21 protein-coding genes are annotated in these 22,506 nt (G+C 68.2%); all 21 read right to left on the bottom strand.

Features of this window, described 5'->3' with window-relative positions; translation table 11 throughout:
- Positions 1 to 222 precede the first annotated feature (222 nt).
- On the bottom strand, positions 223 to 738 hold the full coding sequence (locus AC30PD_RS02520) for a response regulator (RefSeq protein WP_489534055.1): 516 nt from the start codon (positions 736 to 738) through the stop codon (positions 223 to 225).
- Entirely contained in the window at positions 735 to 2,039 is a 1,305-nt protein-coding gene (gene nosR / locus AC30PD_RS02515; RefSeq protein WP_489534054.1) for a response regulator c-di-GMP phosphodiesterase, NosR family, read from the bottom strand. The genes AC30PD_RS02520 and nosR overlap by 4 nt, the downstream gene beginning before the upstream one ends.
- Positions 2,036 to 2,941, bottom strand: a complete 906-nt coding sequence (locus AC30PD_RS02510; RefSeq protein WP_489534053.1) for an ATP-binding protein — start codon at positions 2,939 to 2,941, stop codon at positions 2,036 to 2,038. Before AC30PD_RS02510 ends, nosR begins: the two co-directional genes overlap by 4 nt.
- Positions 2,942 to 2,954: 13 nt before the next feature.
- Positions 2,955 to 3,839, bottom strand: coding sequence for an HDOD domain-containing protein (locus AC30PD_RS02505; RefSeq protein ID WP_489534052.1), 885 nt, complete (start codon positions 3,837 to 3,839; stop codon positions 2,955 to 2,957).
- Positions 3,836 to 3,985 carry a hypothetical protein gene (locus tag AC30PD_RS02500; protein WP_489534051.1) on the bottom strand — a complete coding sequence of 50 codons (150 nt, stop codon included), beginning with the start codon at positions 3,983 to 3,985 and terminating at the stop codon, positions 3,836 to 3,838. Before AC30PD_RS02500 ends, AC30PD_RS02505 begins: the two co-directional genes overlap by 4 nt.
- Positions 3,982 to 6,882, bottom strand: coding sequence for an EAL domain-containing protein (locus AC30PD_RS02495; protein ID WP_489534050.1), 2,901 nt, complete (start codon positions 6,880 to 6,882; stop codon positions 3,982 to 3,984). Before AC30PD_RS02495 ends, AC30PD_RS02500 begins: the two co-directional genes overlap by 4 nt.
- Positions 6,883 to 6,971: 89 nt before the next feature.
- Positions 6,972 to 8,441 (bottom strand): aminotransferase-like domain-containing protein, encoded by a 1,470-nt coding sequence (locus tag AC30PD_RS02490; RefSeq protein ID WP_489534049.1) that lies wholly within the window; start codon positions 8,439 to 8,441, stop codon positions 6,972 to 6,974.
- Between the two features lie 57 nt (positions 8,442 to 8,498).
- Complete coding sequence (locus AC30PD_RS02485; protein ID WP_489534048.1) at positions 8,499 to 9,218, bottom strand: hypothetical protein; 720 nt, start codon at positions 9,216 to 9,218, stop codon at positions 8,499 to 8,501.
- Between the two features lie 101 nt (positions 9,219 to 9,319).
- Positions 9,320 to 10,027 (bottom strand): ABC transporter ATP-binding protein, encoded by a 708-nt coding sequence (locus tag AC30PD_RS02480; RefSeq protein ID WP_489534047.1) that lies wholly within the window; start codon positions 10,025 to 10,027, stop codon positions 9,320 to 9,322.
- Positions 10,020 to 10,802: an ABC transporter ATP-binding protein gene (locus AC30PD_RS02475; protein WP_489534046.1), complete on the bottom strand. Its 783-nt coding sequence runs from the start codon at positions 10,800 to 10,802 to the stop codon at positions 10,020 to 10,022. The genes AC30PD_RS02480 and AC30PD_RS02475 overlap by 8 nt, the downstream gene beginning before the upstream one ends.
- Positions 10,799 to 11,749 (bottom strand): branched-chain amino acid ABC transporter permease, encoded by a 951-nt coding sequence (locus AC30PD_RS02470; protein ID WP_489534045.1) that lies wholly within the window; start codon positions 11,747 to 11,749, stop codon positions 10,799 to 10,801. Before AC30PD_RS02470 ends, AC30PD_RS02475 begins: the two co-directional genes overlap by 4 nt.
- 121 nt (positions 11,750 to 11,870) lie before the next feature.
- Positions 11,871 to 12,764: a branched-chain amino acid ABC transporter permease gene (locus AC30PD_RS02465; RefSeq protein ID WP_489534044.1), complete on the bottom strand. Its 894-nt coding sequence runs from the start codon at positions 12,762 to 12,764 to the stop codon at positions 11,871 to 11,873.
- A gap of 30 nt (positions 12,765 to 12,794) precedes the next feature.
- A complete protein-coding gene (locus AC30PD_RS02460; RefSeq protein ID WP_489534043.1) occupies positions 12,795 to 13,964 on the bottom strand; it encodes an ABC transporter substrate-binding protein in 1,170 nt (389 codons plus the stop codon).
- A 25-nt stretch (positions 13,965 to 13,989) separates the two neighbouring features.
- Positions 13,990 to 14,802: an enoyl-CoA hydratase/isomerase family protein gene (locus AC30PD_RS02455; RefSeq protein ID WP_489534042.1), complete on the bottom strand. Its 813-nt coding sequence runs from the start codon at positions 14,800 to 14,802 to the stop codon at positions 13,990 to 13,992.
- Positions 14,803 to 14,842: 40 nt separating this feature from the next.
- Positions 14,843 to 16,300: an aldehyde dehydrogenase family protein gene (locus tag AC30PD_RS02450; protein WP_489534041.1), complete on the bottom strand. Its 1,458-nt coding sequence runs from the start codon at positions 16,298 to 16,300 to the stop codon at positions 14,843 to 14,845.
- A 10-nt stretch (positions 16,301 to 16,310) separates the two neighbouring features.
- The gene (locus AC30PD_RS02445; protein WP_489534040.1) at positions 16,311 to 17,084 is read right to left on the bottom strand and encodes an SDR family NAD(P)-dependent oxidoreductase; all 774 of its coding nucleotides are present in this window, start codon (positions 17,082 to 17,084) and stop codon (positions 16,311 to 16,313) included.
- On the bottom strand, positions 17,084 to 17,860 hold the full coding sequence (locus AC30PD_RS02440; protein ID WP_489534039.1) for a sterol desaturase family protein: 777 nt from the start codon (positions 17,858 to 17,860) through the stop codon (positions 17,084 to 17,086). Before AC30PD_RS02440 ends, AC30PD_RS02445 begins: the two co-directional genes overlap by 1 nt.
- A gap of 19 nt (positions 17,861 to 17,879) precedes the next feature.
- Complete coding sequence (locus AC30PD_RS02435; RefSeq protein ID WP_489534038.1) at positions 17,880 to 18,587, bottom strand: ABC transporter ATP-binding protein; 708 nt, start codon at positions 18,585 to 18,587, stop codon at positions 17,880 to 17,882.
- Positions 18,587 to 20,395, bottom strand: coding sequence for a branched-chain amino acid ABC transporter ATP-binding protein/permease (locus AC30PD_RS02430; RefSeq protein WP_489534037.1), 1,809 nt, complete (start codon positions 20,393 to 20,395; stop codon positions 18,587 to 18,589). The genes AC30PD_RS02435 and AC30PD_RS02430 overlap by 1 nt, the downstream gene beginning before the upstream one ends.
- Positions 20,392 to 21,258 carry a branched-chain amino acid ABC transporter permease gene (locus AC30PD_RS02425; RefSeq protein ID WP_489534036.1) on the bottom strand — a complete coding sequence of 289 codons (867 nt, stop codon included), beginning with the start codon at positions 21,256 to 21,258 and terminating at the stop codon, positions 20,392 to 20,394. Before AC30PD_RS02425 ends, AC30PD_RS02430 begins: the two co-directional genes overlap by 4 nt.
- A 24-nt stretch (positions 21,259 to 21,282) precedes the next feature.
- On the bottom strand, positions 21,283 to 22,491 hold the full coding sequence (locus AC30PD_RS02420) for an amino acid ABC transporter substrate-binding protein (protein WP_489534035.1): 1,209 nt from the start codon (positions 22,489 to 22,491) through the stop codon (positions 21,283 to 21,285).
- Between the last annotated feature and the right edge of the window lie 15 nt (positions 22,492 to 22,506).

The following is a 22,506-nucleotide window of genomic DNA, read 5'->3' as shown; positions in this document are numbered from 1 at the left end:
CGCCGGTCGGCCCGGCGGCACGCCTGTCGGATCGTACCGACGACCAGCGCTGTGCGCACGTCCTGGCTGTGATTTCGGCAGCGTGTCGGCACCGCAAGCCAGTACCGGGCCGGCGTTCGCACCCCGTCTTCGCGCGCCCACGGTCAGCTGTCCAGAACCCGGGAGTGCCCGATTCACGCGCTCCCGTTCGACCTGGCGGGTCGGCGGCCGCTCGGAGGCGCCTCACAGTTCGCTCGGTCGGGTCGGCAAGTGGCCCGGCATCAGCACCTCGCCGTTCGGGCCCCACTCGACCTGCGTGATGCCCGGCTCCAGCGCCTCGAGGCGGCGCCGCTCCAGTTCGGTTGCGCTCGGGGCGGCGCTCGCGTCGAAGGTCAGTGCAGCCTGCAGATCGGCCAGCAGTTGCCCGTCGCTCCAGGGCTTGCGGATGTATCGGAAGACCTCGGCGCGGTTCACCGCCGCCAGCACGGTGCCGAAATCGGCCGCGGCGCTGAGCATCAAACGCACGGTGCGCGGGTCGAGCTCGCGGGCGCGGGCCAGCAGCGTCACGCCGTCCAGCCGCGGCATGCGGTAGTCGCTGATCAGCACGTCGAAGCGCGCTTCCTGCAGGCGCCGCAGCGCCTGCAGCGGGTCGGCGCAAAGCTCCACGACGAGCTGCTGCGGCTTGAAGTGCCGGTGCAGCAATCGGCGCAGGGCGTGCAGGACCGGCAGTTCGTCGTCGACGATCAGCAGGTGCTTCACCGGCCAGCCCCGTGCGGCGCCTGCACGGCCATCGTCAGCGCGAGGCCATGTTTGCGTTCGAAGGCCCGTATGCGGCCGATCAGGTCGTCGTTCAGCCGCTGGCCCGCCGACAGCAGCAACACGCCTTCGGGCGACACGAAATCCTCTGCCAGGGTGTGGCCGGCGAGCAGTTCCGGGCTGCGCAGGCGCAGCGCCTCCGCGCCCGGCTTCGGTGGCTCGGCCGAGAACAGGCTCGCGAAGGCATCGACCACGGCCGGGTCGAACTGGCTGCCGCGCGCGGCAAGTACAGTGCGGCGCGCCTCGAGTGCGCTCAGGGTCTGCCCGTCGATGCGGCCGCTGCGCAAGTCCTCGAAGGTGTCGGCCACCGCCAGGATGCGGGCCCCGAGCGGGATCGCTGTGCCACGCAGGGCGTCGGGGAAGCCCTGCCCGTCCCAGCGCTCGTGGTGGGCGCGGATCAGCGGCGCCACGCCCTGCATGTCGTCGCTCGCCAGCAAGGCCTGCTCGCCGAGAACCGGGTGCAGCCGATAGCGCCGCAGTTCGTCGCCGTCGAGCCGGTTCACCGGCCGCGCCAGCACCGCGTCGCTGAGGCCGATGTGGCCGATGTCGTGCAGCAGCGCGGCAATCGGCAGGTCATGCGCGGTGTCGGCGTCCAGCACCATCGCCTGCGCGATGCGCCGCGTCAGGTCGGCGACCTGGCGCGCGTGCCCGACCTGGGTGCTGCCGCGCAGCTCAATCAGCGTGGTGAAGGCCTTGATCGAGGTCAGGTAGTTGCGCTTCAACCGGTGGTTGGCGGCCGCCAGTTCTTCGGTGCGCAACGCGACGCGGACCTCCAGGCTGGCGTTCAGCGTCTTCAGCTCGTCGTTCTGCTGTTGCGTGAGCCGCTCCAGCGCCCGCTTGTCGGCTTCGAGCTGCTGGGTCTGCGCGACCTGGCGCAGCGTCAGCAGCAGCTCGTCGTCGTTCCAGGGCTTGGTGATGTAGCGGTGCAGCCGGCCGCGGTTGATGGCGGCGATCGTCGAGTTCAGATCAGCCTGGCCCGTGAGCAGCAGCCGCGCGGTGCGCGGCCAGCCTTGGCTGACCCGCTCAAGCAACTGCACGCCGTCCATGCCCGGCATGTGCATGTCCGACAGCACCGCGTCGACGGGTTCCGCGGCGAGCAGTGCCAGTGCCTCTTCGGCGTGCCCGGCCGTGAGGATGCGCCAGCCCGTGGTGCGGAACAGCCGCCGCAGCGCGGCCAGGATGTTCGGCTCGTCGTCGACGGCGAGCAACGTCCAGGGCGGGGCAGGCACCATGGCCGCCGTCATGCAGCGACCCCTTCGGTGCCCGGCCGCCGCACCGGGAGCGTGACGCGGAAACAAGAACCGCGGCCCGGTTCGCTGCGCACCTCGATGCGGCCATGGTGTTTCTGCACGATGCCGTAGGCCAGCGACAGGCCCAGGCCCGTGCCGCGGCCGACCGGCTTGGTGGTGAAGAAGGGGTCGAAGATGCGCGCCAGGTGTTCGGGCGCGATGCCGCAGCCGTTGTCGTCGACCTCGACCCAGACCTCAGCGCCGCCCATGACACCTTTCCCGCTGCGCACGACGATCAACCCGCGCTCCGGGCCGATCGCCTGGGCCGCGTTGACGAGCAGGTTCAGGAACACCTGGTTCAGCTCCGACGGCAGGCATTCGATGTCGGGCAGCGTGCCGTACTCGCGCTTCACGTCGGCGCGGTACTTGATCTCGTTGGCGACGATGTTCAGCGTCGAGTCGATGCCCTGGTGCAACGAGGCCCAGACCCACTCCTGGTGCGTGTCGACACGCGAGAAGTCCTTCAGGTCCTGGACGATCTTGCGCACCCGCGACAGGCCTTCCTTGGACTCGGACATCAGCATCGGGATGTCCTGCTTCAGGTAGTCGAGCTCGACCCGCTCGCGCAAGGCCGCGAGCCCGATCGCCACGGGGGACCCAGCCAGCGCCGCCTCGGCCCGCTCGTAGGCTTCGAGCATCTCGAACAGGCGGTGGAGGTAGGCCTCCAGCGTGCCGAAGTTCGAGAACACATAGCCGATCGGGTTGTTGATCTCGTGCGCCACGCCGGCGGCGAGCTGCCCGATCGACGCCAGCCGTTCGGACTGCAGCAGCTGGTCCTGGGCGCTGCGCAGGCTGTCGTTCAGCGCGCGCAGTTCATGGTTCGCGCGCTGCAGGGCAATCAGTTCGGATTGGGGCATGGTCACTTGGTCTTCAGTGCAGCAGCGCTTCGCAGACGGACTCGAACTGCGCCTCGGTGCGCGCAAACAGTCGCATGCAGGCCGCGTCGTCCAGACGGCAGGCGGCCCAGACCGGCAGCACCATAGCCGGCACAGCCTCGTCGGCGTCACCGGCCAGACCGAGGGCGTGGGCGATGGCGTCGGCCACATGGGCGATGCCCGTCAGCGTGAGTTCGGCGGTCGCAGTGGTGGCGGCGCCCACGGTCGGCGGCGCGTGGTGCTGGCCGATGGCATCGGCGATGGCCGGTGCGAAGTTCCACTGCCGTGCGATCAGCACGCCGACTTCGGCGTGATCGATGCCGAGCACGGCGCGCTCGGCCTCGTCACCGGGGCAGTCCTGGTCGCGCCGCCACTGCTCGACCTCGGCGTACGCCGGCGCAAACGCGCTCGCCAGGGCGAGCCGGCCGATGTCGTGCAGCAGGCCGACCGTGAACGCCAGGTCGCCGTCGTCGCGCCGCAGTTCACCGGCCAGCGCCTGCGCACACAGGGCACTGGCGATCGAGTGGCGCCAGAAGGCGTCGTGGTCGAAGCCCGGGTGGCGCCGGAAGCTGCCGGCCAGCCCCGCCGCCGTGACGACACCGCGCACCGTGCGCAGGCCGAGCACGGCGATCGCTTCGGCGACCGAGCTGACCCGCCTGCCGCGCCCATAGAACGACGAGTTCGCCAGACGCAGGGTCTTGGCGGCCAGCGCCTGGTCGCGCGAGATCTTGGCCGCGTACTGCGTGGCGCTGAGCTCCTCGTGCCCGAGCGACTCGACCAGTTCGAGCACGACCGAGGGCAGTGGTGGCAGGTCGCGCAGCGCGGCAAGCAGTTCGTCGCGGCCGATCGGTCTTGTCGCAGTGATCATCGGCGCGCTCATCGTGGCGACTCCTCGCGATAGCGCCGCACAACGTGCAGTAGCGGATGCAGCCGCCCGACGCGCATGCTGTGGCGGAACAGGTGCTCGAGCGCGATCGACGTCTGCGGCGCCGTCAGCAGCGCGTCGGGCGCGGCCGGGACCGTCATTTCCGCGCCCCGGCCTGCGGCAGCAGCACCAACAGGCGGCCGCGCGCGTTGCCGCTCAAGAAGCGGCTCATCGCCCACCAGCGGCGCCCGGCCAGCATGACCATCATGGGCTCGCCGGCCAGCGCCCGCCGCAAGGCCTGTGGCAGCCGCTCGGTCGCCGGCCCGCCCAGCAGGTCGCCGTCCCCTCCGCACAGCGCCTGGCCCGGTGCGTTGGCGAACACCAGCAGGCCTTCGTCGTCGATGCCGAACACCGGCACCGGCACGGCGTCCAGCAGTTCCTGCGCCGTCTGGCGGCTGCCGACCTCGCGCTGGTTCTGCTCGCGCTGCGCGTCGAGCAGGGTCTGCAGCCGCCCGTTGAGTTCGGCCAGTTCTCGGTTGGCGGTCTGCACTTCCTGGTCGAGGCGGCGGTTCTGGTCGGCCATCTCCTTCAGCGCGAAGGCCTCGCGCAGATGGGCCCGCAGCTGCTCATCGTCCCAGGGCTTGGCGAGGAACTTGTAGATCGCGCCCTCGTTGATCGCGTCGGTGATCGACTGCAGCTCGGTGTAGCCCGACAGCACCAGCCGAATCGTCTCCGGGTACAGCTCCTTGGCCCGGCGCAGCAGTTCGACACCGGTCATGCCGGGCATGCGCTGGTCGGACAGGATCACGTCGACCTCGTGCCGCGCCATCAGCCGCAAGGCCTGCTCGGCGCTGGTGGCACTGAGCACCAGCCAGCCCTCGGCGCGCAGCAGCCGGCGCAACGCAGCGACGATGTTCTCCTCGTCGTCGACCAGCAGCAGGCAACGCTGGCGTGAACGCCGGCCCAGCAGCGCCGGGTCGATCTGCCGGCCCTCGCGCAGCATCACCTCGACCGTGGCGGCCGGCAGCGCGGCGCTGAACCAGTAGCCCTGCATCTGGTCGCAGTGGTTCGCGGCAAGCAGCGCCAACTGCCCTTCGCTTTCGACGCCTTCGGCGAGCACCTTCATCTGAAGGCGGTGCGCCATCGTGATGATGGCGCGGGTGATCGACACGTCTTCTGCCGGCGCGGTGACGTCGGGCACCAGCGAGCGGTCGATCTTGACCACGTCCACCGGCAGCCGACGCAGGTAGCTCAGGCTCGAGTAACCGGTGCCGAAGTCGTCGAGCGAGACCTCGACGCCGAGCGCACGCAGCGACTGGAGGTGCTGCACCGCCTGGTCGAAGTTGGCGATCAGCATGCTTTCGGTGACCTCGACGCCGAACAGCCGCGGGTCGAGACCGGTCGCCACGAGCAGGCCCTCGATGCGCCGCGCCAGATCCGGCTGCGTGAGCTGCCGCGCCGACAGGTTGACCCCCATGCGCAGCGGCTGCAGCCCGGCACGCTGCCAGGCTGCAGCCTGCTCGATCGCGCGGCGCAGCACCCAGTCGCCGATGGCCAGGATCAGGCCGGTCTCTTCGGCGATCGGTATGAACCGGTCCGGGGCGATCCGCCCCAGCGTCGGGTGTTGCCAGCGCAGCAAGGCCTCGACGCCGACGATGCGGCCATGCCTCAGGTCGACCTGGGGCTGGTAGTGCAGGTCGAGCTGCTCGTTGCGCAGCGCCAGGCGCAGCGCAGTCTCCAGCGCCAACCGTTCGGGGTCGTCGTCGTGCGGCGCGGCGGCATACACGCTCGCCTGGTTGCGGCCCAGCAGCTTGGCCTGGTGCAGCGCGGCGTTGGCACGGCGCAGCAGCGTCTCGGCACGGTCGCCGTCGGCGGGCGCCGTGGCGATGCCGAGGCTGCAGGTCAGATGGATCTGCTGCCCTTCGATCACCACCGGCCGAGCGATGCTGTCGAGCAGCGCCTGCGCAGTGTTCGAGGCCGCCCCAGAAGGCTCGGGCATGACAATCACGAACTCATCGCCACCCCGGCGCGCCGCCAGATCGACACCGCGCACCGTGGCGACGATACGCTGCGCCACCTCGCGCAGCACCGCGTCGCCGACCTGCGGGCCAAGGCCATCGTTGATGCGTTTGAATCGGTCGAGCCCCAGCACCAACACCGCGGTTTGTGCGTGAGTCTGCAACATCGCGCCCAAACGCTCGAAGAGCTGCTGGCGGTTGGGCAGCCCCGTCAGTTCGTCGAACTGCAGCAGTTGCTGGATTCGCCGCTCGGCGGCGTGGCGCTCTCGCAGGTCGTCGATGCACACGTGCGCAAAGGTCTCGTCGCCGCTGGTCACCTGGCTGACCGAGACATCGACCGGGATCTGATGGCCATCGTGGTGGCGGACGCGGGTCTCGAAACGCAAGGAGCCGAGTTCGCAAAGCTCGCGCCAGCGCAGCGGCCACTGCGTGTCGTCGACCTGCGTGTCGATGTCGGGCACACGCAGCCGCAGCAACTGCTCGCGCGGCAGACCCAGAAGCCGGCAGGCCGCTGCGTTGGCATCGCGAAAGGCACCGTCGGGGCCGACCTGAAACAAGGGGTCGTTGGCCTGTTCGACGGCATGGCGGGTCAGCAGCCACTGGCGCTGCGCCCGATCTCTTTCGCTCACGTCGCGAGCGGAAGGAATCAGCCAGACCACGCGGCCATCGTCACCGAAGAGCGGCAGCAGCGAAAAGTCCATGACCAGCGTGTCACCGTTGCGGGTGGCGATGCGCACGTCGAAGCGCGAGGCTTCGCCGCGGGCAGCGCTGGCCAGCGCATGCTGTAAGCGCTGCTGCGACAACGGGCAAGCCTGCCACCAGGGTGTGGCTTCGAAGCGCTGGCCAAGAACCTGCTCCGGCGTGCAGCCGATCGCCCGCATCGCCGCCTGGTTCGCGTAGCGCAGCGTGCCGTCGGCTTCGAGCAGGCCCGCAAAGACCGACGGACCGAGGCGGTCCAGCACTTCGTGCAGCGCACGGTCGGGGCCGGGGGGCACGCGGCTGGCCGCGACCCGCGTCAGCGCAGCGTCGCGGTGCGGCATGGGCGAGTCAGGTCGGGATCGAACATGCCCTCACTGTGCCCGGCGGCCTGCGCCGGTGGCGTGAGCAGTTGCGGGCCGCAACGACCGGATCAGATCGATGCTGGCGCGGCGAGCCCGGTGCGCGGTGCGTCGTCGACCAACCGTGCCAGCGTGCGCATCGCGCGTTCGAGCGCCTCGTCCCAGGGCTGGCCGCAGGTCAGGCGAATGTGGTGCTGGAACTCGGCGCGCGCCGAGAACATCGGCCCCGGGGCCAGGCTGATGCGCCGTGCCAGCGCAGCGCGGTGCAGCGCCAACGCGTCGACCCCGGCGGGCAACTCGACCCACACGAAATAACCGCCGGCCGGCCGCGCCGCCCGCGTTCCGCTCGGGAAGAGCCTGGTGACGGCATCAAAAAGGTGGTTGCGCTGCGCCTGCAGCGAAACGCGCAGGCTGCGCAGGTGGTGGTCGTAGCCCCCTTCCTGCAGGTACTCGGCCAGCGCCGCCTGCACCGGGATCGAGCCCGACAGGCTGGTCATCAGCTTCAGGCGCTCGACCTCCCGCACCAGCCGGCCAGGCGCGGCCCAGCCGACGCGATACCCCGGCGCCAGGCACTTCGAAAACGACGAGCAGTGCAGCACCAGACCACGGCGGTCGTAGGCCTTGGCAGGCAGCGGCGCCACCTTGCCCTCGTAGAGCTCGGCGTAGACGTCGTCTTCGATCAACGGCAGGTCATGGCGGGCCAACAGCTCGACGAGGTCACGCTTCTTCGCCTCGGGCATCAGGCTTCCCAGCGGGTTCTGGAAGTTGGTCATCAGCCAGCAGGCCTTTGGGCGGTAGAGCTCGATCACCTGCGCCAGGCGGCCGAGGTCGATGCCCTCGCGCACATGGGTCGGCACTTCGATCGCATGCAGGCCCAGGCGTTGCAGCGCCTGCAACGCCACGTAGAAGGTCGGGGACTCGACCACCACCGCGTCCCCCGGCCGCGCCACCGCGCTGAGGCACAGGTTCAGCGCCTCCATCGCACCGTGGGTCAGCACGATCTCGTCGGTGGAGACCGTCAGCCCGTGACGAAGATAGCGCTTGGCAATCTCGCGCTTGAGCCGCAGGTTGCCCGCTGGCAGGTCATCGACCATGCTCCAGGGTTCGAGCCGACGGGTGCTGGAGATGAGCGCACGGCGCAGCCGATCGAGGGGGAACAGGCTCGGGCTCGGGAACGCGGAACCGAGAGGCACGATGTCGCGAGCGCGTGCCAGACCGAGGCACTCGTAGATCAGGTCGTTGACCTCGACAGCCCGCGATCCGGGCTGCGGCTCCGAGCTTTTCGGCTCGGCGAGCAGCAAGCCGCCAGCACGCGCAGAGACGAAATAGCCCGACCGTGGCACGGCGCGAACGAGGCCACGGGACTCGAGCAGGTAGTAGGCCTGGAACACCGTGCTCGGGCTCACGCCCCGGCTGGCACAGGCCTGGCGCACCGAGGGCAGGCGGTCCCCCGCGCGCAGCACGCCAGCAGCGATCTGCTGCTCGAGTTCCCGAGCGAGCAGTTCGAACCTGGTGGCGGCGGCGGTCGGGCGATCACGCATGGTGTCGACACCGCGCCTCGGTCGACTGCCGGCTGGGTGGGGTGGCGTTGTCGCAGTCTAGGGCTTGCGCGGTGCGATGCAAGCACCGGGGCTGCGCCAGCCGGCGCTGTCAGCTTGCGCGCTGTCTTGCTCCGGCGGCCTGGGCGTCGCCACGAGCTCGGTCTGCACCCCGAAGCTGAGCTCCCACTCGATCTTTTCCGCCCGGCGAATGAGCCTGCGCGCAGCGGTCAGGCCGCCTCGCGAGGCCTGGAGTGCGGCGTCGCTGCTGCAGATGATCGGCCCGGCATACGCGCAGGCCGCCAGCGCGGCAGCCCACTCGCGCTCGAGCGACGGCGACGCACTGCCTGCGTCAGCCGCCGGAAGCACGAGACGGACACAGCCCAGGCGCTCACCCGCAGCGCGCAGCAGCGCACTGCCCGAACGCGCCGGAGCGTTCGTGGCGCCCAGTTCGACGAAAAGCTTGGCCTGCACTCCGCGGTTCGTGATGAAAGCGTCGAGGCTCGCGGCGTCGAGCACGAGGGTCACCCCTGCTTCTTGCGCAGCGTCATGCCACCGTCGGTGTTCGCGGGCATCGATGGAATCGACCACCAGCCACTGGCAGCCCAGGTCGCGTGCGAGGCCGAAGGCGTGGCTGGCAGGCAACCCGGCGCGGTTCGCCGACGTCCTTGCGCTGAGGGTCAGGCCAAGGCCTTCGGCCGCCTCGCGCAGCGCAGAAACCGGAAGCGTCGGCACGGCGTCGATCGGGACTTCCACGACGTCGATGCCGGCCGCCGCCATCTCTGCGAGCATTCGCTTCCAGTCGGCGGGCGGGGACCGCAGGGCCGCCGGTGCCATCGCCCAGCCGATCGGGGACGAACCTGCCGTGGACGTGTGCACGGCTAAACCGCCAGCTGGCTTCTCAGCGCGATGCGGTCGGCCTCATGATCTCCACGCCCTTCCAGCACCACGGCGCCGCGTTCGAGCACGTAGAAGCGCTGCGTCAGGCCGACCGCACGCTGCATGTTCTGCTCGACCAGCAGGATCGGAATGCCATCGCGGCGCAGCCCTTCCATCAGCACGAAGATCTCGTCGACGATCTTCGGCGCCAGGCCTTCGGTGGGTTCGTCGATCAGCAGCAGCTTCGGCGCACCGACCAGCACGCGCGCCATCGCCAGCATCTGCTGCTCGCCGCCCGAAAGCGTGGTGCCGAGTTGGTGGCGGCGCTCGCCCAGGCGCGCGAAGCGGGTGTAGATCTCGTCGAGCTTGCGCCGCGATTCGGCGCGCGCGCGCCCCGGGTTCTGCATGAAGCCGAGCACCAGGTTCTCTTCGACGCTCAGGCCGGGAAAGATGCGCCGGTCTTCCGGCACGAAGCCGATGCCGCGGCGGCAGATGGCCTCCGACGCCACACCACCGATGGGTGCGCCGCCGAAGCTGACGTGCCCGGCGCTCGGTGCCACCCAGCCTGCGATGGTCTTCATCACCGTCGTCTTGCCAACCCCGTTCCGGCCGAACAGGCCGACCACCTCACCGGCACCGACACTGATCGAGACACCCTGCAGCACGTGGCTCAGGCCGTAGTGCGTGTGCACGTTGACGAGTTCAAGCATGGGCCGCTTCTCCTAGCTGTGTACCTGACCGTCCGGCCTCACCGAAGTAGGCCGACTGCACCAGCGGATCGTTTCGCACCTGCTGCGGCGGGCCTTCGGCCAGCTTCTCGCCCTGGTGCATCACGACCACGTGGTCAGACAGGTTCATCACCAGCTCGACATCGTGTTCGACCAACAGGATGCTCAGGCCCTCGGCCGCCAAGCCGCGGATCAGTGCCTCGGTGTCGTGGGTATCGGCGTGGCTCATGCCCTGGGTCGGCTCGTCGAGCAGCAGCATGCGTGGGCGCGCGGCCAGCGCCACCGCGATCTCCAGGCGGCGCTGCTCGCCGTGCGACAGGAAGCCGGCCAGCTCACCCACTTTGTCCTGCAACGCAAAACGTTCGATCAGTTCGTCGACACGCGCCAGCGCCGCGCGGCTGTGCGCCACGCCGCGCAACAGCCCGCGCCCGCCTTCGACGAACTGCGCGGCGAGCCGCAGGTTCTCGCGCACCGGCAATTCGAAGAACAGGTTGGTGATCTGGAACGAGCGCGCCAGCCCGGCTGCCAGCATGTGGTCGGGGCGTGCGCCGGTCAGGTCGGCGCCGTCGAAACGCACGCTGCCGGCGCTCGGCCGGACGGCGCCGCTGATCAGGTTGAACAAGCTGCTCTTGCCCGCGCCGTTCGGCCCGATCACGGCCGTGATGCTGCCGCGTTGTGCATCGAAGCTCACGGCGTTGACGGCGACCAGCGAACCGAAACGCACGGTCAGGCCCCGCACTTCGAGGATCGCGCTCATGGGGTCTCCTTGCGCTTCCAGCGCCGCTCGAGTGCCGGTGCGAGGTAGCCCACCAGACCCTTGGGAAAGAAGATCACCGACACCACGAAGAGCACGCCGATCACGATCTGATGGTGCGCGGTGAACGAGCCGACCACCGAGCGCAGCAGTGTCAGGATCGCCGCGCCATACAGCGGGCCGACGAGCGTGCCGGTGCCGCCGACGATCACGTTGATGATCGCGTTGCCTGAGACCTGGAAGAACATCAGCTCGGGCGACACGAAGCCCCGCAGCATCGGGTAGAACGCGCCCGACAGCGCCGCCACATTGGCCGCCAGCACGAAGGCCGCGAGCTTGTAGCGCCAGGGATCGAAGCCGAGAAAAGGCACGCGGCTCTCGTTGGCCTTCACCGCCGCCAACTGGCGCCCGAACGGCGTGTCCATCAGCCAAGCGAGACCGGCGTACAGAGCCGCCATCGCGCACAGCACCAGCAGGAAGAAGCTCGGCGCGTGCGCGGCGTCCACGCTGACGAGCCCGAGTGAAATCTGCGGCACCGGAACGCCGATGATGCCGTCGGACGCGCCCAGCTCGCGGGTGTTGAACACGACCTTCGAGACCACCTGCGCCAGCCCGAAGCTGATCAGCGCGAAATACACCCCTTTGGCGCGGATGGCGATCATGCCGGCAGCCAGCCCGACCAAGGTGGCGCTCACGAACACCACCGCGAGCGCGAGCCAGAACGATGGCGCGATCTGCTTGAGCACCAGCGCCGACACGTAGGCGCCGAAGCCGAAGAAGAGCGCCTGGCCCAACGGCAGCAGGCCGGTGCGGCCGAGCAGGATGTCGACCGACAGCGCCAGCCCACCGAAGATCAGCGCTTCGGTCGCGAGCCGGAAGAAGAACACGTCGCCCAGCAGCGCGGCGACGCCCGCAAAAACCAGCGCTGCACCGAAAAACAGATATGCCAAGCAGCGCGTGGCGCTGCGCGGAGCACGAACACCAAGCGGCCGCCGCGGAACCGGCTCCGCCGGGCCGCCAGCGGCCCCCCCCTGGGGGGCAGCGCCGAAGGCGCTTCGGGGGGGGACAACATCAACCATGGCCGAGCCTCCCGAACAAACCCTGCGGGCGCCACATCAGCGTCAGCACCATGATCCCGAACAGCAGCGGATCGCTCCACACCGGTGAGATGACCAGGCTCGAAATCGCCTGCACTTGCGTCAGCACCAGGCCGGCGATCACCGCGCCCTTGATCGAGCCCATGCCGCCGATGATCACGACCGAAAACGCGATCAGTACGAAGTCCCGCCCCATCGTCGGAAACACCGAATAGACCGGCGCCAGCAGCACCCCCGCGAGGCCGGCCAATGCCACTCCGAACGCGAAGGTGCCGGCATACACCACACCCACCGGCACACCGAGCGACGCGGCCATGTGCCGGTCGAAAGCGGCGGCGCGCACCATCGCCCCCAGACGGGTGCGGAACACGACGACCCACACCGCACCGATCACGAGCGTGCCCACCGCCATCAGGAACAGCCGGTAGTTCGGAAAGAACAGCCCGAACATCTCGGTGGCCCCGCTGATCGGCGCGTCCAGCCGCAGCGGGTTCGCGCCGAACACGATCTTCAGTGCGTCTTCGGCAATGATCGCCAGGCCGAAGGTCAGCAGCAAAGTCAGCGTGTGGCGGTCTTTCGAGTGGAAGACTCGCTGGATCAGCGCCCGCTCGGTGGCATAGCCGATCACCCCCATCAGCAGCGGCGTGATCGCCAGAGCCCACCAGAACGGCACGCCCGCGGCGAGCAAGGCCACCGCCGCATACGCGCCGATCGCATAGAACTCACCGTGCGCCATGTTGATCACGTCGAGCAGGCCGAAGATGATCGTCAGGCCGAGCGCCATCAGCACCACGGCCACGCCAATCGACGCGCCGTTGATGACCTGCGGCGCCAGCACGAACTGCAGCCATTCGAGAACATCGGTCATGACCTGCTCCTTGTCACTCGAAGGGCGGGCTCAGAACCGGGTGCAGGTGTCGGGCCCGATCGCTGCGGCGGCCGCCACCTTGCCCACGATCTCGAATTGGCCGTTGTTCACACGCACCGCGTACATGTCCTGCATCGCCTGGTGGTCACCGGCGCGCAGTGTCTTCGTGCCTTGCGGGGTGCCCCACTGCAGGCCACGCATGGCCTCACGCAGCTTGTCGGTCTCGACGCTCTTCGCCTTTTCGACAGCGGCCTTGTAGAAATAAAGCACCCCATACGAATCGGCGCCGTACAGGTCGGGCTTGGTCTTGGCCGTGGCTTCGAACTCGGCGACGAATTTCTTGTTCTCGACCGAGTCGATGTTCGGCGAGTAGCCGACGCCGGTGACGAAACCATCGGCCGCCTTGCCGATTGCCGCCAGGTTCTGCGAAGTCACGGTGCCCGATGCGCCGACCACCTGCACGTTGCGGTTCACGCCAAACTCGGCCATCTGCGTGAACAGCCGCACCGTGTCGTTGCCGGCCACCGAGGTGTAGATGACCGCCGGCTTCGACGAACGCACCTGGCCGAAGAACGGGGAGTAGTCCTTGTTGTCGAGTGGCGCGAAGACCTCGCCGACGGTCTTGGCGCCCTTGCCCTCGGCCGCAGCCTTGAAGGCGGCCACGGTGCTGCGGCCCATTTCGTAGTCGGGGCCAAGGTAGAACACGTTGGCGTTCGGCTTTTCCTTGGCCATCCAGTCGGCCAGCGCGGCCGATTGCATGCCGGCACGCGCGTTGACGCGAAACACGTTCGGCGAGCACTTGTCGGCGGTGATCGAATCTGCAAACGACACCGTGGTGGCGATCAGCTTGTTGTTGCGTTCAGCCACCTGGCCGACCGCGAGCGTGGAGCCGGAGTTCACCGTGCCGGTCAGAAAGTCGACCTTGCTCACCTGGAACAGCTTCTCGGCCTTCTGCGTGGCGACGGCCGGGTTCGCCTCTTCGTCTTCGTACATCAGCTCGAGCTTGCGGCCCATGACGCCGCCGGCAGCGTTGATCTGCGCGGCGGCGAGGTCAAGCCCCCACTTCACCTGCTGGCCGATGCCGGCATAGGTGCCCGACAGCGGCGTGACAACGCCGATGCGGATCGGGCCGGTCTGTGCCAGGGCGAACAGCGGTGCCGCGATGGCGGCGGCGAGAACGGTGCGTGCGAAGGTCTTCATTTTTGTCTCCTGTGTTGAAGTGAAATCAGCGGCCCACGAACTTCGGCTTGCGCTTGGCGTGAAAAGCCTCCACGCCTTCCCGGAAGTCTTCCGAGCTGCGCAGCCGCGAATAGCAGTGGCCTTCGAGCTCGATCGCGATCGCGAGTGGCGAGTCCTCGGTGTCGTTGAGCAGCTTCTTCGCGGTGCGTTGCGCCAGTGGCGAGAAGCTGCGAAGTTCGTCGACGAGCGCGTCGGTGGCCTGCTCGAGCTCGGCGTCGGGCACGCAGTCGGTCACTGCGCCCCACGCGAAGGCCTGGGCACCGGGGATGCGGCGCGAGCGCATCACGATGTCTTTGGTGCGCGTGATGCCCACCATTTTCTGCAGCCGCGCCGAGCCGCCGGAACCCGGGATCTGGCCGAGCTTCTGCTCGGGCAGGGCATAAAGCGAGGTGTCGGTGGCGATGCGGAAGTCGCAAGCCAGCGACAGCTCGAAGCCCACGCCGAAGCAGTAGCCCCGCCCGGCCGCGATCACCGGCTTGCTGCATCGCGCCGGCGCCGCCACGTTCCACGCGAGCTGCGACACGGTCTCGGGCGAGGCTTCGAGAAAGCCCTTGATGTCGCCGCCACTGGAGAAATGCTCGCCCTGCCCGCGCACGACAATCACCCGCACCCGTGTGTCGGCGTCGAGCGCCTCGAACACGATGCGCAACTGGTCGCGGGCGCGCATGCTGACCACGTTGAATGGCGGTCGGTCGAGCACGATATCGGCACGTTCGCGTGCCGCGTCGATCTCGACCCGGAAGCCGTCGAGTTCGGTCGGCAGCGTCACGGCGGGGTGGTTCAGTTCCTTGAGATTCATGGCAGTCCTTTCGGGAAACGCGGTGTGCGTTCTGGGTCGTTCAGACCGGCACGACGCCGGCGTTCTGGTAGATGTGCTTGATCTCGGTGAAGTCGATCAGCGCGTCGAAGCCATGCAGGCGGCCGAGGCCGCTGCGCCGGTAACCGCCGGTCTCGGCCTCGGCGAACAGCTTGTTGTGATCGTTGATCCAGACCGTTCCGTTGCGCAGCGCACGCGCCACGCGCAGGGCGCGCGCGCCGTCGTGGGTCCACACGCTGGCCGACAGGCCGTAGTCGCTGTGGTTGGCGCGTGCCACGGCGTCACGTTCGTCTTCGAACTTCTCGATCACGACGAGCGGGCCAAAGATCTCCTCCTGCACGAAGAAGGCTCCGGTGTCGCGGTGCGCCAGCAGCGTCGGCGTGAGGAAGCTGCCTTTGGTCAGGGTGCCGTTCGGGCGCCGGCCGCGCAGCACGACTTCGTCGGCCTCGGCCATTGCCCGTTCGATCTGCGCGTCGACACGGTCCCGCGAGGCCAGGTCGATCAGCGGCCCGATCTGCGCACCCGGCGCGTCCCCGCGTGCCACGATCAGCGCGCTCAGCGCGTTTGCCAGCGCCGTCTTCATCGCCTCGTAACGCGAGGCATGCACCAGCACCCGTCGCGCCGCGGTGCACTGCTGGCCCGAAATGATGGTCGCGGCGGCAGCGAGCTGCGGCGCGATGCGCTCGACATCGACGTCCTCGAACACGAGGCAGGCCGACTTGCCACCGAGTTCGAGCGAGAGCTTCTTCATCGTCGGTGCGGCGGCGGCCATGATCCGGGCGCCGGTGGCGTTGGAGCCGGTAAAGCTGATCACGTCGACATCGGCCGAGCTCACCAACTCCTGCGCGATCTCGTGGCCGGCTTCGCTGACGAGGTTGACCACGCCCGACGGCAGCGCTGCCACCGCGTGCAGCTCGGCCACCACCGCGGCGGTGATCAGTGCCGCTTGCGGCGCTGGCTTGATGACCACGGTGCAACCGGCCGCGAGCGCGGGCGTGAGCGCGCGGATCAGCAGCACGACCGGCGCGTTCCACGGAATGATCAGGCCGGCCACACCCGCCGGCTCCTTCAGCAGCGTGGAGAACACGCCGGGTTCGACTTCGAACACATGCCCGGGGATGAACCGCGCGAGGCCCGCGTAGTAGCGGATTTCGGAGATGGCGCCGCCGATCTCGCCATGCGACTGCGCCAGCACCTTGCCGTTTTCCAGCGTCAGCAAACGGGCGAGTTCATCGGCCTTGCGCTCCAGGGCGTCGGCCCACTGCAGCATGACCTGCTGGCGCAGGCGTGGCGCCTGGGCCCAGTCGGGGCGGTCGAAAGCCCGGCGCGCTGCAGCGATCGCAGCCTGTGCGTCGGCACGGCCACCGGCCGCGTACTGGCCGATCGGGCTGGCGTCGGCCGGGTTGATGCTGCTGCCGCGGGTGCCGCCTTCGGCATCGCGCCAGGCACCGGCGATGAGTTGTTTGGCTTCGAGTGTCATCGCGGTCGCCTCAGTGCATCACCGAGCCGCCATCGACGACGATCACCTGGCCGGTGACAAAGTCGCTCTCGGCACTCGCCAGGTAAACGAGCGTGCCGCACAGGTCTTCGGGCGTGACCTCGCGCTTGATGGCGCGGCTGGCGATGTTGCTGGCGCCCACCGCGCCCTGCCAGGCCGGATTGGCGAGCGTGTTCTCGCTCGCGGTCAGCCCCGGGGCAAGGGTGTTGACGCGGATGCCGGCGTCGCCGAGTTCACGCGCCAGGCTGCGTGTCATGGCCACCACCGCGCCCTTCGAGGTGACGTAGTGCAGCAGCATCGGCGAGCCCTTGAAGACCGTGGCCGAAGCGATGTTGACGATCTTGCCGTAGCCTTGCGCGCGCATCTGCGGCAGCACCGCCTTGGCGCACTCGAAAGGGCCACGCACGTTCACAGCCATCACGCGGTCCCACTCGGCCGCTTCGATCTGCTCGAAGGGCTTCATCGCCAGGTTGGCGAACAAGCCCGCGTTGTTGACGAGCACGTCGATGCGCCCGAAGGCTTCGACGCTCGCAGCCGCCATATGGCGCACCGACTCGGCCGAACTCACGTCGGCGTGCAGCGCGAGCGCACGGCCACCGGCGGCGCGGATCTGTACCGCCACCGGTTCGGCGTCGATCACGTCAGCGCAGACCAGGGCGGCACCCTCGGCGGCCAGCGCGGCCGCATAACGCGCACCGATGCCCTGGGCCGCACCGGTCACGATGGCCACGCGGCCTTGCAGGCGCAGGGGAGAAGGGTTCCGCATCATTGGCTCCTGGAAGGGGTTCGTTCGACTTGCTGGGCTTCGACCCGGGCCCGGTCGTCGGGCTTGCGCGCGGCGTCGGACATGCCGTTGAACAGCGTGCCGAACAGGCCCCGGTCGAGGTCGCTGGTGCCGAACAGCGCGTCGCAGATCGGGAAAGTCAGGTTGAAGTTGCGCGTGTGCATGAAGTCCGGGTTGTGGTGCAGCACGTGCATGCGGCGCACGGTGTTCACGAGCGGCATGGCGTCAAGCAGCGGGTGCCCCAGGTGCGACAGCGTGTGCAGGCCTTCGTACAGCAGGAAGTACGCGGCCATAGTCAGCATCGCGATGTAGCCGGCGTTGGCGCTCCACAGGGTGCCCAGCAGCAACGCTGCCGGCAGCGCGGCCACCACGAACAGCACCGGCGCGAACGGCGGGAACAGCAAGGCACGCCAGTCGCGCTGGCCGTCGTAGTCGAGTGTCTTGTGCGAGAAGAACTGGTGGTGGGTGGCGACGTGGCGCTTGTACGCCGGCTTGATCCAGCTCTTCGGGCTGTGCAGAAGCCAGCGGTGGCCGGCCCACTCGGCCCAGTTGCCGAACAGGAACATCGGCAGCACCACGGCGACCCATTCGACCCAGGTGGCGGCGCTGATGTGCGCAGCGCAGTACCAGATCACACCTCCGGTGAACAGCAGCGTGAAGGCCAGATGCATTTCGCCGCGGTACCAGCCCGGTGTGTTCTTTCGGTATTCGTCGCGGAACGCGTTCGAGCGGGCAACGATCTCTTGTTCTCGGTTCATGGTCTTCTCCGGTTCAATGTCAGGCAAGGCCGAGAAACTTGGCGGCGAACGCGCTGTCGCCGAGCAACGCATCGCGGCTGCCCTCCAGCACGGTGCGGCCGTTCTCGAGCACGTAGGCACGCTCGACGAAGTCGAGTGCACGGTGGGTGTTCTGCTCGACGAGCAGCATGGTCACGCCGCCGGCGGCGATCTGCCGCAGCGCCGCGAGGATCTCGTTGACCAGCTTCGGCGCCACGCCGATGAAGGGCTCGTCGAGCAGCAGCAGACGCGGGCGCGACATCAATGCGCGGCCGATCGCCACCATCTGCTGCTGGCCACCGCTCAGTTCGCCGGCAGGCTGCTTCGCTTTCTGGCGCAGGATCGGGAACAGCGCCAGCACCTGCTCCAGCGGCTCGTCCAGTGCCCGCCGCGAAGCGGCTGCGAAGGCGCCCATCATCAGGTTCTCGAGCACGCTCATGCCGGTGAACAGACGCCGGCCCTCGGGCACGAGCGCGATGCCGCCGGCCACGGTCTGGGCCGTGCTCGGCCGCTGCAGCAGTTCACCGTCGAATTCGATCCGGCCCTCGGCCGCCGGGTAGAGCCCGACGATCGCACCCATCGCGGTCGACTTGCCGGCGCCGTTGGCGCCGAGCAGGCCGACCCGTTCACCGGGCTTCACGCGCAGGCTCACGTCCCACAATGCACGCAGCTTGCCGTGGTCGACGGCGAGGTGGTTGAGGTTCAGCATCAGGTCGCTCCTTGCACGAGTACCGGCATCGTCGGCGCGGGCGACGGCGCGGCCGAGCCGAGGTAGGTGCGCAGCACACGTTCGTCCTTCACGACGGCGGCCAGAGGTCCGTCAGCGATCAGCGAGCCCTGTTCGAGTGCGATCACGCGATCGACCACCTGCTCCAGCGCCGAGAAGATGTGCTCGACCCAGATGACGGTGATGCCGTAGCGATCACGCACATGCCGGATGTGCGCGACGAAGCGATTCACCTCGGCCGGCGTCAGGCCCGAAGCCACCTCGTCGATCAACAGCAAGCGTGGCCGGCAGGCGAGCGCGCGGGCAAACTCGAGCGCCTTCTTTTCCTGCACCGAGAGTGCATCGGCGCGCTCGTACAGGCGGTGCGAGAGCTCCGCGTAGTCGACGAAGGCACGCGCTTCGCGCATCGCATCGCGCGGCGAGAGCGGCTGTTCGGCGAACATCAGCGGGATCGCGATGTTCTCCTGCACCGTGAGGTCCGAGAACGGCCTCGGGATCTGGTACGTGCGGCCCACGCCGAGGCGGGCGATGCCGTCGCGGCCCAAGTGGGCCAGATCCTGCCCGGCGAACAACACCTTGCCGGCGGTCGGCGGGAACACGCGCGAGATGCAGTTGAACAGCGTCGTCTTGCCCGAACCGTTGGGCCCGATCAGACCGACGATCTCGCCCTGGTGGATCGTCAGGCTCACATCGTTGACGGCCACGTTGCCGCCGAACTGCATGCGCACGCCTTGCAATTCGATCAACGGTCTGGCGGCGTCGACCTTCAGCTTCGGCAGCGGCAACTCGACCTTGTGCGCCTGCGCCCCGGCCGCCGATTCGCCGACGTACTCATGGTGTTCGCGGCTCAGCGCTGCCAGGCCGGGCACGCGCCGGACCCAGCGCGCGCGCAGAAATCCACCCGGCATGAAGCGCCCGATCAGCAGGATCGTCAGGCCGTAGAGCGTGGCCTGGTAGCCCTTCACGCTGACCAGCAACCACTGCTGCATCGAGGCCAGTACGAGCACGCCGACCAGGGGGCCGAAACGCAGGCCCGAGCCGGCGAACAGCACCATCGCGATCGGAACCAGCGCCACGTTCAGGCCGAACACCGTGGCCGGGTCGATGTAGCTCATCTGCCAGGCCTGCAAGGCGCCGGCCGCGGCACCGAACACGGCGCTGAGCACCAGCACGCGGCGCTTCACCGGCGCAATCTTCACGCCCACCGTTTCGGCCACCTGCTCGTCGTTGCGGATGCTCTTCAACGCATAGCCGAAACGGGCGTGGTTGATGCGCAAGGTGACGACAAAAGTGATCACGCAGGTGCCCAGCGCCAGCAGGTAGGCCGGCTGCAGCACCTGCTTGACCGGCAGCACGATGCCATCGGCGCCACGCGTGATCGGCGTCAGGTTGTAGGCCAGCACCTCCATCAGCGGCAACAAGGCCAGCGTGGCGAACGCGAAGTAGTCGCCATGCAGCCGGAACAGCGGCACCGACAGCACCAGTGCCACGAGCGCAGTGATCACCAGCGCAAAGCCGAGCGACAACACCAGCGGCCAGTCGGCGACCAGCGCGATCGCAAAGGCGTACGCGCCGATCCCGTAGAAGCAGTAGTGGCCAAGGTTCACGTAGCCCATCTCGCCGGCCACCCAGTCCCAACTCTGACCGAGGATGTAGGCCACCAGCACCGTGAACGCGAACGTGATCAGGTACGGGTTGGCGACGAAGGGCAGCACCCCGAGCGCGAGCACGGCGGCAGCACCGATCACCCAGCCCGGCCCGCCGGCAGGCTTGGCGATGAGAGCGCTCATGCTTTCACCCCCACGCCCTTGGGCCAGACCACGAGGATCACCAGCATCACGATCACGCTCAGCGCCGGCGCCCATTCGGGCTTCCAGTACAAGCCGGTCAGGCCTTCGGCGACACCGAGAAACACGCCAGCGAGCAGCGCGCCGGGCAGGTTGCCCACACCACCGACGACGATGATGGTGAACGCCTTCACCGTGAGGCCGAAGCCCATCGTCGGGTCGACCGGGAACGAGAGCACGTACAGCACCGCCGCTACCGCGACGGTGGCCGAGCCGAATGCGAAGGTCAGTGCCTTCATGCGGATGCTCTGCACGCCGCAGATCTGTGCGGCGGTCGCGTCCTGTGTCACGGCACGGATCGCCCGGCCGAACCAGGTGTGCTTGAGCATCAGATGCATCACGATCGTCAGTGCCACGATGCCGGCCAGGATCAACAACTGCGTCGTCGAGACCACGATCTCGCCGAACTCCAGCGCCTCCAGACGCAGCGGGATGTTGCGCTGCGTGGCACCGGCCAGCTTGGCGGTGATGTCAGAAAGCATCATCAGCGTGCCCACCGTCACCAGCACCGTGCCCACCGTCGCTTCGAAGTGGTTGCGGGTGGCGAGCGGCTTGAGCAGCAGGTGGTAGTAGCCGTAGGCGAAGCCGAACATCAGCGGCGCGAGCAACGCCACGATCAGCAGCGGGTGCAGCCCCCACGAGGCGAAAGCGAGGCTCGCCAACACCCCGCTGACCGCGAGCAGCGTGCCGTGCGCGAAGTTGACGATGCGCACCACGCCATAGATCAGCGACAGCCCGAACGCGACCAGCGCGTACAAACCGCCGAGCAACACGCCGCCGATCAGCACTTGCAACAGGACGTCCATGATTCTTGCCTCAGCGTGGGCGCGTCACTGCTGCCACGATGGCGACGGCCAGATCAGCTTGCCGGTAGCGACCTCGGGTGGCCAAACGACCTGGACCTTGCCTCCTTGCATCTGCACCGTGAACGCACCGGTATTCGGGAAGCCGCGCTCATCGAAGCTCACATCACCGGCCGGGCTCTTGACGGTGGACTTGAAGAGCGCTTCCCGGACCTTCTCGCGGTCAACCACGCCGGCCTTCTCGATGCCCTGGATCATCGTCAGGTACGCGGTCAGGCGACCGAGCGTCCAGATGTAGTCGAACATCGTCACGTCGGAGCGTTTCATCACGGTCTCGACCAACTCGCTGTACGCGCCTTTGATGCCGGGGTACCAGCTCAGCTCGCCGGTCATGCCTTCGATGTCCTTGCCGACCTGACGGTGCAACGCACCGGTCAACATGGTGTGGTGCACGTCCATTGCGCGCACCTTCAGCTGCCGCATCTGCTGCACCAGCGGCACCGAGGCGTTGTCGTAGGAGCTGACGTAGACGATGTCGGCCTTGGCGGCGCGAACCTTGGCGATCAGCGCGGTGAAGTCCTTCAACTCGGGCGAGAAGGTCTCGTTGCCCAGCACCTTCAGGCCCTGCTCCTCGGCCTTCTTGCTCCAGGTCGCGGTGATGCCTTTCATCACCGGGTTGTCGTGGGTCACGAAGTAGATGCTCTGCGGCTTCGGGCTGACCTTGGAGATCATGTCGAAGTACCGCGTCGACCAGTTCGGCACCACCGGGAACGGCGTGCCCCAGATGTACTTGAGGCCGCGGTCGTAGAGCGCCGGCGTGGCCACGTTGGCCATCACCATCGGGATCTGGTAGCGGTCGGTGATCGGCGGCACGGGCCCGCCGATCGACGACCAATCGGGACCGACGAAGAAGTCGACCTTGTCGACGGTCGCCATCTTCTCGTACAACTGCAAGGCGGTGGCCGGCACGCTCTGGTCGTCATAGATGACGAACTGGATCGGCAGCTTCTTGTTGCACGACTTCACCGCCACGCCGCCGGCCTTGTTGACTTCTTCGGCAAAGACCTCGGTCATCTTGCGCCAGCGGTCGGCGAGCGTCGAGAAGGGGCCGGTCTCGGAGACCGTGGTGCCGAACACGATCGGGCCATCGCAAGAGTTGAGCTTCGCGGCCACCGGTGCCGCGGCGACGACGGCCAGCGCGGCACCAGCAAGTTTCTGAAGCAGGTTTGTTTTCATGTTGTCTCCGGTCAT

The sequence above is a fragment of the Rhizobacter sp. genome, assembly GCF_032229685.1.
Taxonomy (GTDB): domain Bacteria; phylum Pseudomonadota; class Gammaproteobacteria; order Burkholderiales; family Burkholderiaceae_C; genus LMDS01.
The sequence above is the reverse complement of the archived record's forward strand: the minus strand, read 5'-3'. Positions and strand labels throughout refer to the sequence as shown.

Excerpts from the sequence above, each read along its gene's own strand:
- AC30PD_RS02420 (WP_489534035.1), bottom strand. The coding sequence starts at position 22,491 with ATGAAAACAAACCTGCTTCAGAAACTTGCTGGTGCCGCGCTGGCCGTC.
- AC30PD_RS02495 (WP_489534050.1), bottom strand. The coding sequence starts at position 6,882 with ATGCCGCACCGCGACGCTGCGCTGACGCGGGTCGCGGCCAGCCGCGTG.
- nosR (WP_489534054.1), bottom strand. The coding sequence starts at position 2,039 with ATGACGGCGGCCATGGTGCCTGCCCCGCCCTGGACGTTGCTCGCCGTC.
- AC30PD_RS02460 (WP_489534043.1), bottom strand. The coding sequence starts at position 13,964 with ATGAAGACCTTCGCACGCACCGTTCTCGCCGCCGCCATCGCGGCACCG.
- AC30PD_RS02455 (WP_489534042.1), bottom strand. The coding sequence starts at position 14,802 with ATGAATCTCAAGGAACTGAACCACCCCGCCGTGACGCTGCCGACCGAA.
- AC30PD_RS02490 (WP_489534049.1), bottom strand. The coding sequence starts at position 8,441 with ATGCGTGATCGCCCGACCGCCGCCGCCACCAGGTTCGAACTGCTCGCT.
- AC30PD_RS02435 (WP_489534038.1), bottom strand. The coding sequence starts at position 18,587 with ATGCTGAACCTCAACCACCTCGCCGTCGACCACGGCAAGCTGCGTGCA.
- AC30PD_RS02510 (WP_489534053.1), bottom strand. The coding sequence starts at position 2,941 with ATGCCCCAATCCGAACTGATTGCCCTGCAGCGCGCGAACCATGAACTG.
- AC30PD_RS02500 (WP_489534051.1), bottom strand. The coding sequence starts at position 3,985 with ATGACGGTCCCGGCCGCGCCCGACGCGCTGCTGACGGCGCCGCAGACG.
- AC30PD_RS02475 (WP_489534046.1), bottom strand. The coding sequence starts at position 10,802 with ATGAGCGCGATCCTCGAAGTGCGGGGCCTGACCGTGCGTTTCGGTTCG.
- AC30PD_RS02430 (WP_489534037.1), bottom strand. The coding sequence starts at position 20,395 with ATGAGCGCTCTCATCGCCAAGCCTGCCGGCGGGCCGGGCTGGGTGATC.
- AC30PD_RS02450 (WP_489534041.1), bottom strand. The coding sequence starts at position 16,300 with ATGACACTCGAAGCCAAACAACTCATCGCCGGTGCCTGGCGCGATGCC.
- AC30PD_RS02425 (WP_489534036.1), bottom strand. The coding sequence starts at position 21,258 with ATGGACGTCCTGTTGCAAGTGCTGATCGGCGGCGTGTTGCTCGGCGGT.
- AC30PD_RS02445 (WP_489534040.1), bottom strand. The coding sequence starts at position 17,084 with ATGCGGAACCCTTCTCCCCTGCGCCTGCAAGGCCGCGTGGCCATCGTG.
- AC30PD_RS02440 (WP_489534039.1), bottom strand. The coding sequence starts at position 17,860 with ATGAACCGAGAACAAGAGATCGTTGCCCGCTCGAACGCGTTCCGCGAC.
- AC30PD_RS02485 (WP_489534048.1), bottom strand. The coding sequence starts at position 9,218 with ATGGCGGCGGCCGGCATCGACGTCGTGGAAGTCCCGATCGACGCCGTG.
- AC30PD_RS02465 (WP_489534044.1), bottom strand. The coding sequence starts at position 12,764 with ATGACCGATGTTCTCGAATGGCTGCAGTTCGTGCTGGCGCCGCAGGTC.
- AC30PD_RS02480 (WP_489534047.1), bottom strand. The coding sequence starts at position 10,027 with ATGCTTGAACTCGTCAACGTGCACACGCACTACGGCCTGAGCCACGTG.
- AC30PD_RS02505 (WP_489534052.1), bottom strand. The coding sequence starts at position 3,839 with ATGAGCGCGCCGATGATCACTGCGACAAGACCGATCGGCCGCGACGAA.